Origin of the sequence: Micromonospora chalcea (assembly GCF_028768405.1) — a bacterium.
GTDB classification, from domain to species: domain Bacteria; phylum Actinomycetota; class Actinomycetes; order Mycobacteriales; family Micromonosporaceae; genus Micromonospora; species Micromonospora chalcea.
This window is the reverse complement of sequence record NZ_CP118233.1, coordinates 5,973,883-5,986,904: the sequence shown is the minus strand read 5'-3', so window position 1 is coordinate 5,986,904 and position 13,022 is coordinate 5,973,883. Positions and strand designations below refer to the sequence as shown.

Sequence of the window (13,022 nt, the reverse complement as noted above, 5' to 3'; positions counted from 1 at the left end):
TTCCGGGCCTGTCGACGCACCTGAGTGGTGGGTTAGGGTGACGGCCGGTCGGCAGGCGGGGATAGGGATCTACGTGGTGACACGGGTGGAACCAGCCGATGTGGACAGAACCGGCGCGGCGGCGGGCCGACCGCCGGGGCCCCGCCCGATCCTGTGGGACAGCACCGCCGTCCTCGCGCTGCTGTGCCTGCTGCCGATCCTGCACGACGTCAAGACCATGCTCGGCGCGCCGTACTGGCTCGACGAGGCGTGGGTCGCGCTGTCCGTCCGGTTCCCGCTGGGCGACCTGCCGGTCACCACGTCGTCCAGCCCGCTCGGCTGGAGCTTCCTGCTGCGGCTGGTGCCCGACCCGGACGACCTGCGGCTGGTCACCCTGGCGTTCCAGGGGCTCGCGGTCGTGGCGGCGTACGGGCTCGGCAGGTCGCTGCGGTGGTCGACGCCCGGCCGGGGCGTGGTGGCCGGCGCGGCCTGCGCGGCGGCGGTCCTGCTGCTCCCCGCCCAGCAGGTGCGCCACGACCTCAAGCAGTACACCGCCGACGCCGCCGTGGCCGTGGGCGTGCTCGCCCTGGTCGCCTGGGTCGAGCAACGGTGGTCGCGGCGGCGGCTCAACGTGCTGACCGCCGCCGTCGCCGCGGGCATGCTGTTCAGCCACGTCACCGCGATCGTGGCGCCGTGCGCGTTCGGCGGGCTGCTGCTGGTCACCACGGTCCGGCGGCAGTGGCTACGCCTGGTCGAGGTGGCGGTGGCCGGGCTCAACGCCGGGCTGGTCCTCACCGGCGTCTACTTCGGCATCTCGATGCAGGGCCGCAACGTACCCATGCAGCAGTTCTGGGCCGGCAACTTCCCCGGCGTCACCGAGCTGCCCGGCTACCTGGCGCGGCAGGTCGACACGCTGATGCCGGTGGTCGGCGCGCCCGGGCTGGTGGTGGTCGCCCTGCTCGTGGCCGGCACGCTGACGCTCCGCCGGCACGGCCGGCCCGCCGCCGCGGTCGCCGTGATGCTCCTGCCCGTGGTGGCGACGATCGTCGGCGTCGCGAAGGTCTATCCGCTGCTGGAACTGCGTACCTCGCACTTCCTGCTCGTCACCGCCGCCGCGGTGGCCGGGCTCGGGGTCGCCGGGTCGGCGAGCCGCGCGGCCGACCTGGCCTGCCGCCGGCTCCCCCGGGTGCGGCCCGCCGTCCTGACCGCTGCCGCCTGCGCGGTAGTGCTCGGGGGGTACGCGGCCGGCAACAGCCACTGGTACCGGTTCGACGGGAACGAGCCGGGGCTCTACTACACGGCGATCGCCGTCACCGACGTGCGTTCGGCGACCGAGTACGTGGCCCGGCACCGCCTCCCGAACGACGTCGTGGTCATGAACAACGCGGCCTGGTACGGGTTCGCGTTCTACTCCCGGCACGAGCGGCTGAGACTGGTGGTGCCGCACGGCAACACGGTGGGCTGGTGGGTCGACATGCCCGACCGGCCCGACGTCGTGGTGGTGCCCGGCCACGACACCACTGCCGTGCAGGCCGGTCTCCGGCACGCGGTCGAGCTGGCGGCCGAGCGCGGCGACGGGGCGCGCGTCTGGCTGATCCGCTCGCACGTCGTCGGCGACGAGGTGGACGCCTGGCGGCAGGCGCTCGCCGCCTACCGCGTCGAGCAGGTCACCGGCGGGGTCGAGCCGGTCGCGCGGATCAGCGCCGCATGACGCGGCGCGGCGGTCAGCTGCCGCGCTGCCACAGGTCGCGCAGGGCGTCCCAGTCGCCGTCCACACCGTCCTTGCAGAGCGTCTCGATGTAGAAGGCCCCCTGCATGTCGTCGGGGTCCCACCAGACGCCGCAGATCGCCCGGCCGTCCTCGCCCTCGAAGGCGTACTCGACGTAGCTGCCGGGCTTGCCGGTCACCCCGCCCTTCGTGGTGCTCGCCTCGCGCAGCCCCGGCGCCAGCGAGCCGCCGGCGAGGTTGAGCTGCTGGCGGTACGCCCGCGCGGTGTCCTTCTGCTTCTGTCCCGGGTAGAGCGTGAAGTGCAGCCACGCGCCGCCGTAGTGGCAGAACACGTGCCCCTTCTCGTCCGCCGGCAGCTTCGGGGCGCCCGGCTGGTCGTAGACGGTGCAGCCGCCGATCCGGGTCAGCCAGGGCTCGACCAGCGGGGCCAGCTCACCCTCGAACTTGGCCTTGTTGATGGCGAGCTGCGTGGCCTCGTAGGGCGGCAACGACGGGCTGGCCGACGGCGTGGGCGTCGCGGCCTCCTTCTCGCGCCCTGCGCCCAGGAAGAACCCGGCGGTGCCGGCGACCAGGGTGAGCACCAGGGCGCCGACGATCGAGATCCAGTCGCGCCGCTTCGGCGCCGGCTGCACCGGGGCGATCCGGCGTCCGCCGGACGGGTCCAGCGGGTCGGTGGCCACCGGCGCCGAGCCGACGGCGGGTGGCGCGGAGACGGCGGACTGCGCGGGGACCCCGGAGGTCGCGGAGACGGCGGCCGGGGACATCGGCGCGCCGGAGATCGGCTGAGCCGCCATCGCCCAGGGCTGCGGAACCCACGGCAACTGGGACGGCGGGGAGACCGGGGCGGCGGCCGGGGGCGGCGGGAGCATCTCGGCCGTCGGGGTGCGCTGGTAGTCCATGCCGAGGCTGCGGAACAGCCGCTCGGCCGCACCTTCCTCTTCGGACGGGTACGCGATCCAGGGCTCGGCGGCGGCGAAGTCGGCGTTGACGTACCGGTGGCCGCCGGAGGTCTGGGCCAGCACGTTCGCCGCGTTGGCGAACGCCTCCCGCCAGCGCTGGTCACCGGCGGCGGCGCCTTCGAGGACGGCGACGGTGACCGGGCGGTCCTGCCCGTCGAGAGCCGCCCACGCCCGGCCGACCTGGCACTCGCCCAACGTCTCGGTGAACCTGTACGGCCCCTCCGGCTGCATGCCCCACTCCTCTGTTCACCCGCCGTGCGGATAGTACAGAGAGCACGCTCATCGGACCTCCCTACGGTCGCGCGACGCTTGCGCTCTGAAAGTTTTCATGCATAGAGTCGGCTCGTGAATGAAAGCGGTGCGGCCTCCCCTGACCGCCTGCTCGACCTCTTCCACGGCGTACGGCTCACCCCGACGCAGCGCCGCATCGCGCACTGCCTGGTGCGGCACGCGGGCGCGGCGGCGTACCTGTCCGCCGCCGAGGTGGCCGAGCTCGCAGGCGTCAGCCAGCCGTCGGTGACCCGGTTCGCCATGGCGCTCGGCCACGACGGCTACCCCGCGCTGCGCCGCCGCCTGCGCGAACTGGGCGCGCGCGACGCCGCCGACCAGGACCGCGCCGGGAACGCCCTGCAACGGGCGGTGCGCGCCGAACGGGACAACCTCGACCGGCTCGCCGCGCAGCTCGCCGACGCCGACCGGGTCGCCGAGGTGGGCCGCCTGCTCGCCGCCAGCCGCCCGCTGCCGGTGCTCGGGCTGCGGGCCGCCGCGCCGCTGGCCGCCTACTTCGCCTACTTCGCGGCGAAGGTGCACCCGGACGTACGGGTGTTCGACGACGGCGGCAGCATGCTCGTGGACCGCCTGGACCAGGCGGTGGCGGCCGGCGCGACGGCGATGCTCGCGTTCGTGCTGCCCCGCTACCCCCGGGAGACCCTGGAGGCGCTGCGCGAGGCCCGGGACGCCGGCCTGACCGTCGTGGCGATCACCGACTCGCCGGTCAGCCCGGCCACCGAGCACGCCCAGGTGGTGCTGCCCGCCGCCGTCGGCGCCGACCTCGTCTTCGACCTGCACACCGCACCGATGACCCTGGCCATGGTGGTGCTCCAGGCGATCTGCGACGCCGCACCGGCCGAGACCCAGGACCGGCTCGAGGCGTTCGAGTCGTCCGCCGCCCGCCGCCAGTTGTTCCTCGGCTGAGAGGAGTACGAGATGCACCAGCCCGTCCGCGCCGCCCGCGGCGTCACCCGCACCGCGAAGGGGTGGCCGCAGGAGGCCGCCCTGCGGATGCTGATGAACAATCTCGACCCGGAGGTGGCCGAGCGCCCCGACGACCTGGTGGTCTACGGCGGCACCGGCAAGGCGGCCCGGGACTGGCCGTCGTACCACGCGCTCGTGCGCACGCTCACCGAGCTGCGCGAAGACGAGACGATGCTGGTGCAGTCCGGCCGGCCGGTCGGTGTGATGCGGACCCACGAGTGGGCGCCGCGCGTGCTGCTGGCCAACTCCAACCTGGTCGGCGACTGGGCCACCTGGCCGGAGTTCCGCCGCCTGGAGTCGCTGGGCCTGACCATGTACGGGCAGATGACCGCCGGTTCGTGGATCTACATCGGCACCCAGGGCATCCTCCAGGGCACGTACGAGACGTTCGCCGCCGTCGCCGCCAAGCGCTTCGGGGGCACGCTCGGCGGCACGCTGACGCTCACCGCCGGCTGCGGCGGGATGGGCGGGGCGCAGCCGCTCGCCGTCACCATGAACGGCGGCGCCTGCCTGATCGTGGACGTGGACCGGTCGCGGCTGGACCGCCGGGTGCACGACCGCTACCTCGACGAGGTGGCCGACTCGCTCGACGACGCCATCGAGCGGGCGCTCGCGGCCAGACGGGACCGGCGGGCGCTCAGCGTCGGCGTGGTCGGCAACGCCGCCACCGTCTTCCCCGAGCTGCTGCGCCGGGGCGTGGCCATCGACATCGTGACCGACCAGACCAGCGCGCACGACCCGCTGTCGTACGTGCCGGAGGGCGTGGACCCGGGCGACGCGCGGGACTACGCGGCGGCCAAGCCGGCCGAGTTCACCGACCGGGCCCGCGCGTCGATGGCGAAGCACGTGGAGGCGATGGTCGGCTTCCTGGACGCGGGCGCGGAGGTCTTCGACTACGGCAACTCGATCCGGGGCGAGGCCAAGCTCGGCGGATACGAGCGGGCGTTCGACTTCCCCGGGTTCGTGCCCGCGTACATCAGGCCGTTGTTCTGCGAGGGCAAGGGCCCGTTCCGCTGGGCCGCGCTCTCCGGCGACCCGCGCGACATCGCGGCCACCGACCGGGCGATCCTCGACCTGTTCCCGGAGAACGAGTCCCTCGCCCGGTGGATCCGGATGGCCGGCGAGCGGGTCGCGTTCCAGGGTCTGCCGGCGCGGATCTGCTGGCTCGGCTACGGCGAGCGGGACCGGGCCGGGGTGCGGTTCAACGAGATGGTCGCGTCCGGCGAGCTGAGCGCGCCGGTGGTGATCGGCCGGGACCACCTGGACTGCGGCAGCGTGGCCAGCCCCTACCGGGAGACCGAGGCGATGGCCGACGGCTCCGACGCGATCGCCGACTGGCCGCTGCTGAACGCGCTCGTGAACACCGCCAGCGGCGCGTCCTGGGTGTCGATCCACCACGGCGGCGGCGTCGGCATCGGCCGGTCCATCCACGCCGGGCAGGTCTGCGTGGCCGACGGCAGCGAGCTGGCCGGCCAGAAGATCGAGCGGGTGCTGACGAACGACCCGGCGATGGGCGTCATCCGGCACGTCGACGCCGGCTACGACGACGCCCGCGCGGTAGCGGAGCGCACCGGTGTCCGCGTCCCGATGGCCGAAGCGTAAGGAAGGGCCCCTTGTTAACGCATTCTGCATGTGAAGGGCCCCTTCCTAACCGGTTCCGCGCGTTGTGGGACGAGATCGCCGACGTCGGGCGGGACGCCGGCAGCGGCGGCTACCTGCGGTACGCGCTGACCGAGCCGGAGCTGCGGCTGCGCGCGTGGTTCCGGGAACAGGCCGACCGGCGGGGGATGCCGGTGTCCGAGGACGGCAACGGCAACCTGTTCGCCTGGTGGGGCGACCTGGAGGCCGGCGACGCGGTGCTCACCGGCAGCCACTTCGACTCGGTGCCGCACGGCGGCGCGTACGACGGTCCGCTCGGCATCGTCAGCGCGTTCCTCGCCGTGGACGAGCTGCGGGCCGCGGGCATCACCCCGGAACGGCCGGTGGTGGTGGCCGCGTTCGTGGAGGAGGAGGGCGCGCGGTTCGGCGTACCCTGCCTGGGGTCGAGGCTGCTCACCGGCGAGATCGACGTCGACCGCGCGGCCGGGCTGCGCGACCAGGCCGGGACGACCTTCGCGCAGGCGCTCGGCGAGCGGCCGGCGGGCGCCGACCCGGCGCTGCTCGGCCGCTTCGCGGCCTTCGTGGAGCTGCACGTCGAGCAGGGCCGCGCGCTGGTCGACCAGGACGCGCCGGTCGCGGTGGCCTCCGCGATCTGGCCGCACGGCCGGTGGCGGTTCGACTTCACCGGCGAGGGCAACCACGCGGGTACGACAGCGATGGCCGACCGCCGCGATCCCATGCTCACCTACGCGTTCACCGTGCTGGCCGCGAACAAGGAGGCCCGGCTGCGCGACGCGCACGCCACAGTGGGCCGGGTGTCGGTCGAGCCGAACGCCACGAACGCGATCCCGTCCCGGGTCACCGGCTGGCTGGACGCGCGGGCGGCCGAGGCGGAGACGCTGTACGGTCTGGTCGAGGCGGTACGCGCCAAGGCCGCCGACCGGGCCGGCCGCGACGGCACCGCGCTGACCTGCACCCAGGAGTCGGCGACCCCGCTCGTCGCGTTCGACCGCGGGCTGGCCGACCGGCTGGTCACGCTGCTCGGCGCGCCGGTGCTGCCCACCGGCGCCGGGCACGACGCGGGGGTGCTGGCGGCGCACCTGCCCACCGCGATGCTGTTCGTGCGCAACCCGACCGGGGTGTCGCACTCCCCCGCCGAGGCGGCCACCGACGCCGACTGCGCCGCCGGGGTGACCGCCCTGGCCCGGGTCCTGGAGGAGCTGGCATGCCGCTGACCCGCTGGCTGGCCGAGTACGCCTGGCTGCCCGACCGCGCCGAGCCCACCCGGGACGTGCTGATCGAGGCGACCGACGGGCGGCTCACCGCTGTCACCCCGCTGACCGGGGACGGTCCGCCGACCGCCGGGGTGGAGGTGCTCGGCGACGCGGTACGGCTGCCCGGGCTGACGGTGCCCGGCCTGGCGAACGCGCACTCGCACGCGTTCCACCGGGCGCTGCGCGGGCGCACCCACGACGGGCGCGGCGACTTCTGGTCCTGGCGCAGCCTGATGTACGCGATCGCGACCCGGCTCGACCCGGACACCTACCTGGCGCTGGCCCGCGCCGTGTACGCGGAGATGGCGCTGTCCGGGATCACCTGCGTGGGCGAGTTCCACTATCTGCACCACGGTCCCGGCGGCACCCCGTACGACGACCCGAACGCGATGTCCGCCGCGCTGGTGGAGGCCGCCGCGCACGCCGGGATCCGAATCACGCTGCTGGACACCGCGTACCTGGCCGGGGGCGTGGACGGCGCGCCGCTGACCGGGCCGCAACGCCGGTTCGGTGACGGCGACGCGCTGCGCTGGGCGGCGCGGGTGGACGCGTTCGGGCCGGCCGACGACCACGTCCGGCTCGGCGCGGCCATCCACTCGGTGCGCGCGGTCCCGGCCGAGCAGCTCGCCACCGTGGCCGGCTGGGCCGACCGCAACGGGCTGCCGCTGCACGTGCACCTGTCCGAGCAGCCGGCCGAGAACGACGCCTGCCGGGCCGTGCACGGCTGCACCCCGACGCGGCTGCTGGCCGACCACGGCGTGCTCGGCCCGCACACCACAGCGGTGCACGCCACCCACCCGACCGCCGCCGACGTGGCGCTGCTCGGCGACAGCCGTACCCGGGTCTGCGTCTGCCCCACCACCGAACGCGACCTGGCCGACGGGGTCGGCCCGGTGCGGCGGATGGCCGACGCGGGCAGCCCGCTGAGCCTGGGCAGCGACAGCAACGCCGTGGTGGACCTGTTCGAGGAGGCCCGCGCGCTGGAGATGGACGAGCGGCTGCGTACCCGACGGCGGGGGCACTTCACGCCGGTCGAGCTGCTCGGCGCCGCCACCGTCGGCGGCCACGCCGCGCTGGGCTGGGGCGACGCCGGCCGGCTCGCCGTCGGGCAGCGGGCCGACCTGGTCACGGTACGGCTGGACAGCGCCCGCACCGCCGGGGTGCCGCCGGCCGGCGCGTTCTTCGCCGCCACCGCCGCCGACGTGACGAGCGTGATCGTGGACGGGAGGCCGGTGGTGGACGGCGGCCGGCACCTGACCGTGGACGTGCCCACCGAGCTGCGGGACGCGATCGCGGCGGTGACCGCGAAGGAGGACTCGTGACGCGCGGCAGCCTGCTCGTCGACCACATCGGCGAGCTGGTCACGAACGACGGCCGCGACGGCGACCCGCTGGGCATCAGGCGCGACGCCGCGCTGCTGGTCGAGGACGGCCAGGTGGCCTGGATCGGGTCGGCCCGCTACGCGCCCGCCGCCGACCGGCGGATCGACGCCGGTGGCGCGGCGGTACTGCCCGGCTTCGTGGACAGCCACGCCCACCTGGTCTTCGCCGGGGACCGGGCCGCCGAGTTCGCCGCCCGGATGGCCGGCGAGCCCTACACCGGCGGCGGCATCCGCACCACAGTCGGCGCCACCCGCGCGGCCTCCGACGGCGACCTGCGCGCCACTGTGGGCCGGCTACGCGCGGAGATGCTGCGGCAGGGCACCACCACCGTCGAGATCAAGAGCGGGTACGGCCTCACCGTCGCCGACGAGGCCCGCTCGCTGCGCATCGCCGCCGAGTTCACCGAGGACACCACGTTCCTCGGCGCGCACGTGGTCCCCGCCGAGTACGCCGACCGCCCGGACGACTACGTCGGCATGGTCTGCGGGCCGATGCTCGCCGCCGCCGCGCCGTACGCCCGCTGGATCGACGTGTTCTGCGAGCGGGGCGCGTTCGACGCCGACCACGCGCGGGCGATCCTCGCCTGCGGGCAGGCCGCCGGTCTGGGCGTACGGCTGCACGCCAACCAGCTCGGCCCGGGGCCGGGCGTACGGCTCGGCGTTGAGCTGGGCGCGGCCAGCGTCGACCACTGCACCCACCTGACCGACGCCGACGTCGACGCGCTGGCCGGCTCGGAGACGGTCGCCACGCTGCTGCCCGGCGCCGAGTTCTCCACCCGGTCGCCGTACCCGGACGCCCGGCGGCTGCTCGACGCGGGCGTGACAGTCGCGCTCGCCACCGACTGCAACCCCGGCTCGTCGTACACGTCGTCGATGCCGTTCTGTGTCGCGCTCGCCGTACGCGAGATGCGGATGACCCCGGCGGAGGCGGTGTGGGCCGCTACCGCCGGTGGGGCGGCGGCGCTGCGCCGCACCGACGTGGGGCGGCTGACCCCCGGGGCGCGGGCCGACCTGATCATCCTCGACGCCCCGTCCCACCTGCACCTGGCCTACCGGCCGGGGGTGCCACTGATCCGCCAGGTTCTGCACAACGGAGTGCCGCGATGACCACAGTGACCATCCTGTCCACCGGGGTCACCCCCGCCGACGTGCTCGCGGTGGCCCGCGGCACCGCCAAGGTCGTGCTCGACCCGGCCGCCACCGAGGCGATGGCGACCTCCCGGTCCATCGTGGACCGGATCGAGGCGGCCGGGCGGCCGGTGTACGGCGTCTCCACCGGGTTCGGCGCGCTCGCCAACACGTTCGTCGCACCGGAGCGCCGGGCCGAGCTGCAGCACGCGCTGATCCGCTCGCACGCCGCCGGGGTGGGCGCGCCGATGCCGCGCGAGGTGGTACGCGCCATGATGCTGCTGCGGGTGCGCTCGCTGGCGCTCGGCCGCTCCGGGGTACGCCCGCTGGTCGCCGAGGCGCTCGTGGACCTGCTCAACCACGACGTCACCCCGTGGGTGCCGGAGCACGGCTCGCTCGGCGCGTCCGGCGACCTGGCGCCGCTGGCGCACTGCGCGCTGGTGCTGCTCGGTGAGGGCTGGGTGCTCGGCCCGTCCGGGGAGCGCGTCCCGGCCGCCGACGCGCTGCACCAGGTCGGGCTGAAGCCGGTGTCGCTGGCCGCCAAGGAGGGGCTGGCGCTGATCAACGGCACCGACGGCATGCTCGGCATGCTGCTGCTGGCCGTCTCCGACGCCCGGCACCTGTTCGCCATGGCGGACGTGACAGCGGCGCTCGCCATCGAGGCGATGCTCGGCTCGGAGCGGCCCTTCCTGCCCGAGCTGCACGCCATCCGCCCGCATCCCGGCCAGGCCGCCTCGGCGGCGAACATCCACCGGCTGCTGCAGGGCTCGGCGGTGATGGACTCGCACCGCGACGACCTGGCGCACGCGGTGCAGGACGCGTACTCCATGCGCTGCGCCCCGCAGGTCGCCGGCGCGGCCCGGGACACGCTCGACTTCGTCGAGGTGGTCGCGGGCCGGGAACTGCTGTCCGTGGTGGACAACCCGGTGGTGCTGCCGGACGGGCGGGTCGAGTCGACCGGCAACTTCCACGGCGCGCCGCTCGGCTTCGCCGCCGACTACCTGGCCATCGCCGCCGCCGAGGTGGGCGCGATCGCCGAACGCCGGGTGGACCGGCTGCTGGACGTCACCCGCTCCCGGGAGCTGCCCGCGTTCCTGTCCCCCGACGCCGGGGTGAACTCCGGGCTGATGATCGCCCAGTACACCGCCGCCGGGATCGTGGCGGAGAACCGCCGGCTCGCCGCGCCCGCCTCGGTCGACTCGCTGCCCACCAGCGGCATGCAGGAGGACCACGTCTCGATGGGCTGGGCGGCCACCAAGAAGCTGCGCACCGTGCTGGACAACCTGACCAGCCTGCTCGCGGTGGAGCTGCTGGCGGCCGTACGCGGGCTCCAGCTCCGCGCCCCGCTGACGCCGTCACCGGCCGGGCGGGCGGCGCTCGACGTGCTCGGCCGCACGATCGGCGAGCCGGGACCGGACGTGTTCCTCGCGCCGCTGATGGAGACGGCGCGCGACGTGGTACGCGGCCCGGAGCTGCGCGCGGCGATCGAACGGGAGATCGGCCCGCTGGGCTGATCTCAGGTGGCGGGCGGGAGCACCTTCGCGACCAGCTTGGCCAGCTCCCGCAGCGCCTTGCCGCGGTGGCTGACCGCGTCCTTCTCCTCGGGCGTCAGCTCCGCGTTGGTGCGCTCCTGCCCGTCGCCCAGGAAGATCGGGTCGTAGCCGAAGCCGCCCTCGCCACGCGGCGCGCGCAGCAGCCGGCCGGACTGGCGGCCGTCGACCAGGTGCTCCTTGCCGCCCGGCAGCACCAGCGCGACGGTGCAGACGAACGCCGCGCCCCGGTGCTCGTCCGGCACGTCGCCGACCTGGTCCAGCACGAGCTGGAGGTTGGCGTGGTCGTCGCCGTGCCGGCCGGACCAGCGGGCGCTGAACACACCCGGCATGCCGTTGAGCGCGTCCACCGCCAGCCCCGAGTCGTCGGCGATCGTCGGCAGGCCGGTACGCCGGCAGCCCTCCCGCGCCTTGATCAGCGCGTTCTCGCCGAACGTGAGGCCGGTCTCCGGCAGCTCCGGGTACTCCTCGACGTCGTCGAGGCCGAGCAGCGCGATCCGGTGCGCGCCGAGCGCGCCGTCCAGGATCCGCTGCAGCTCGACGAGCTTCTTCCGGTTCCGGGTGGCCAGCAGGACCTTGTTCATGACGAGAGCGCCTTCCGCTGCGCGTCGGCCAGTTCCAGGCAGCCCGCCACGCCCAGGTCGAGCAGCGCGTCGAGCTGATCGCGGGCGAAGACACCCGCCTCGCCGGTGCCCTGCACCTCGACGAAGTCGCCGGCGCCGGTGCACACCACGTTCATGTCGACCTCGGCTGTGACGTCCTCGGCGTAGCAGAGGTCGAGCATCGGCTCGCCGCCGATCACCCCGACGCTCACCGCCGCCACCGAACGGTGCATCACCTTCTCCACCTTGCCGGCCAGCGCCTTGCGCTCGGCCAGCCAGGTCACCGCGTCGTGCAGCGCGACGTACGCGCCGGTGATCGCCGCGGTCCGGGTGCCGCCGTCGGCCTGGAGCACGTCGCAGTCGAGCACGATCGAGTTCTCGCCGAGCGCCTTGAGGTCCACGCAGGCACGCAGGCTGCGGCCGATCAGACGGGAGATCTCATGGGTACGTCCGCCGACCTTGCCGCGCACGCTCTCCCGGTCCGAGCGCGTGTTCGTGGCCCGGGGCAGCATCGCGTACTCGGCTGTCACCCAGCCCAGCCCGGAACCCTTGCGCCAGCGCGGCACGCCCTCGGTGACGCTCGCCGTGCAGAGCACCCGGGTCGCGCCGAACTCGACGAGCACCGAACCCTCCGGGTGGGTGCTCCAGCCCCGGGTCAGGGTCACCGGTCGGAGTTGGTCGGGCTCCCGCCCGTCAGGTCGCGCCATGCCTGCACCCTATGCGGTGCGGTGATCGGATCGTCCGCGGGTGTCCGCCGACACGGCCAGGCCGCCGCCGGGGTCACACGTCGTAGCAGGCGCCGGGCCGCACCACGTCCAGCGGCCCGGCGTACGCCCCGGCCGCCGCCTCCACCGTCTGCGACTCGCTGCCCCAGGCCGGTACGAGATGGGTGAGCAGCAGCCGCCCCACGCCCGCCTTGGTGGCCGCCTCGCCCGCCTCCCGGCCGGTCAGGTGCAGATCCGGCGGGTTCTCCACGCCGTCCATGTAGCTCGCCTCGCAGAGGAACACGTCGGCGTCCTGGGCCAGGCGCAGCAACGCCTCGCAGGGCGCGGTGTCGGCGGAGTAGCAGAACACCCGCCCGCCGTGCTCCAGCCGCACCCCGTACGTCTCGACCGGGTGGTTCATCCGGTCGACGGTGACGCTGAACGGGCCGATCGGGAACGTGCCCGGCTGGAGGCCGTAGAACTGGTAGACGTCCTCCACCGAGCCCTCCTCCTGCCCGTACGCGGCGGCGAGCCGGTCGGGCGCGCCGGAGGGGGCGTACATCGGCAGGGGCGGGTACGGACCGTCCGGCGCGTACCGGCGCACCACCACGTAGGACACCGCGTCGAACATGTGGTCGCAGTGCAGGTGGGTGAGGAGGACCGCGTCGGGGGCGTGCAGCCCGACGTAGCGCTGGAGCGTGGAGAGCGAACCCACGCCGAAGTCGATCAGGAGCCGGAAGCCCTCGGCTTCCATGAGATAGGCCGAGCAGGGCGATTCGGGGCCCGGGAAGCTGCCCGCGCAGCCGAGGACGGTCAGTCTCATCCGGTGGCCTCGATCTCACCATGAGTAGTCGATGCGCCGGC

At 74.5% G+C, this 13,022-nt stretch carries 11 protein-coding genes; 7 read left to right on the top strand and 4 right to left on the bottom strand.

Features of this window, described 5'->3' with window-relative positions; genetic code table 11:
* Nucleotides 1-85 precede the first annotated feature (85 nt).
* Nucleotides 86-1,690, top strand: coding sequence for a hypothetical protein (locus PVK74_RS27100; protein WP_274477523.1), 1,605 nt, complete (start codon nucleotides 86-88; stop codon nucleotides 1,688-1,690).
* 13 nt (nucleotides 1,691-1,703) lie between these two features.
* Here PVK74_RS27100 and PVK74_RS27095 read toward each other — a convergent pair whose 3' ends face one another.
* Nucleotides 1,704-2,897 carry a hypothetical protein gene (locus PVK74_RS27095; protein WP_209960243.1) on the bottom strand — a complete coding sequence of 398 codons (1,194 nt, stop codon included), beginning with the start codon at nucleotides 2,895-2,897 and terminating at the stop codon, nucleotides 1,704-1,706.
* A gap of 114 nt (nucleotides 2,898-3,011) precedes the next feature.
* On the opposite strand from PVK74_RS27095, the gene PVK74_RS27090 reads away from it, so the two are divergent.
* Genes PVK74_RS27090 through hutH form a run of 6 tightly spaced genes read left to right on the top strand, consistent with a single transcriptional unit; the run spans nucleotide 3,012 to nucleotide 10,816 of the window.
* Nucleotides 3,012-3,860: a MurR/RpiR family transcriptional regulator gene (locus PVK74_RS27090; protein ID WP_113971894.1), complete on the top strand. Its 849-nt coding sequence runs from the start codon at nucleotides 3,012-3,014 to the stop codon at nucleotides 3,858-3,860.
* Nucleotides 3,861-3,872: 12 nt separating this feature from the next.
* Nucleotides 3,873-5,522, top strand: coding sequence for a urocanate hydratase (hutU, locus tag PVK74_RS27085; protein ID WP_274477522.1), 1,650 nt, complete (start codon nucleotides 3,873-3,875; stop codon nucleotides 5,520-5,522).
* Nucleotides 5,523-5,533: 11 nt separating this feature from the next.
* Nucleotides 5,534-6,754: an allantoate amidohydrolase gene (locus tag PVK74_RS27080; protein WP_274477520.1), complete on the top strand. Its 1,221-nt coding sequence runs from the start codon at nucleotides 5,534-5,536 to the stop codon at nucleotides 6,752-6,754.
* Complete coding sequence (locus PVK74_RS27075; RefSeq protein ID WP_064447244.1) at nucleotides 6,751-8,115, top strand: formimidoylglutamate deiminase; 1,365 nt, start codon at nucleotides 6,751-6,753, stop codon at nucleotides 8,113-8,115. Before PVK74_RS27080 ends, PVK74_RS27075 begins: the two co-directional genes overlap by 4 nt.
* Nucleotides 8,112-9,281, top strand: a complete 1,170-nt coding sequence (gene hutI, locus PVK74_RS27070; protein WP_064446923.1) for an imidazolonepropionase — start codon at nucleotides 8,112-8,114, stop codon at nucleotides 9,279-9,281. Before PVK74_RS27075 ends, hutI begins: the two co-directional genes overlap by 4 nt.
* Nucleotides 9,278-10,816 carry a histidine ammonia-lyase gene (gene hutH, locus PVK74_RS27065; RefSeq protein WP_274477519.1) on the top strand — a complete coding sequence of 513 codons (1,539 nt, stop codon included), beginning with the start codon at nucleotides 9,278-9,280 and terminating at the stop codon, nucleotides 10,814-10,816. The genes hutI and hutH overlap by 4 nt, the downstream gene beginning before the upstream one ends.
* A gap of 2 nt (nucleotides 10,817-10,818) precedes the next feature.
* On the opposite strand, the gene rdgB is transcribed toward hutH, so the two are convergent.
* The 3 genes from rdgB to PVK74_RS27050 form a co-directional block, all read right to left on the bottom strand.
* Complete coding sequence (gene rdgB / locus PVK74_RS27060) at nucleotides 10,819-11,436, bottom strand: RdgB/HAM1 family non-canonical purine NTP pyrophosphatase (protein ID WP_043326198.1); 618 nt, start codon at nucleotides 11,434-11,436, stop codon at nucleotides 10,819-10,821.
* Entirely contained in the window at nucleotides 11,433-12,161 is a 729-nt protein-coding gene (gene rph, locus PVK74_RS27055) for a ribonuclease PH (protein ID WP_043326200.1), read from the bottom strand. Before rph ends, rdgB begins: the two co-directional genes overlap by 4 nt.
* 73 nt (nucleotides 12,162-12,234) lie before the next feature.
* Nucleotides 12,235-12,981, bottom strand: coding sequence for an MBL fold metallo-hydrolase (locus PVK74_RS27050; RefSeq protein WP_043326202.1), 747 nt, complete (start codon nucleotides 12,979-12,981; stop codon nucleotides 12,235-12,237).
* Between the last annotated feature and the right edge of the window lie 41 nt (nucleotides 12,982-13,022).

Excerpts from the sequence above, each read along its gene's own strand:
- PVK74_RS27095 (WP_209960243.1), bottom strand. The coding sequence starts at position 2,897 with ATGCAGCCGGAGGGGCCGTACAGGTTCACCGAGACGTTGGGCGAGTGC.
- hutU (WP_274477522.1), top strand. The coding sequence starts at position 3,873 with ATGCACCAGCCCGTCCGCGCCGCCCGCGGCGTCACCCGCACCGCGAAG.
- hutH (WP_274477519.1), top strand. The coding sequence starts at position 9,278 with ATGACCACAGTGACCATCCTGTCCACCGGGGTCACCCCCGCCGACGTG.
- rdgB (WP_043326198.1), bottom strand. The coding sequence starts at position 11,436 with ATGAACAAGGTCCTGCTGGCCACCCGGAACCGGAAGAAGCTCGTCGAG.
- rph (WP_043326200.1), bottom strand. The coding sequence starts at position 12,161 with ATGGCGCGACCTGACGGGCGGGAGCCCGACCAACTCCGACCGGTGACC.
- PVK74_RS27050 (WP_043326202.1), bottom strand. The coding sequence starts at position 12,981 with ATGAGACTGACCGTCCTCGGCTGCGCGGGCAGCTTCCCGGGCCCCGAA.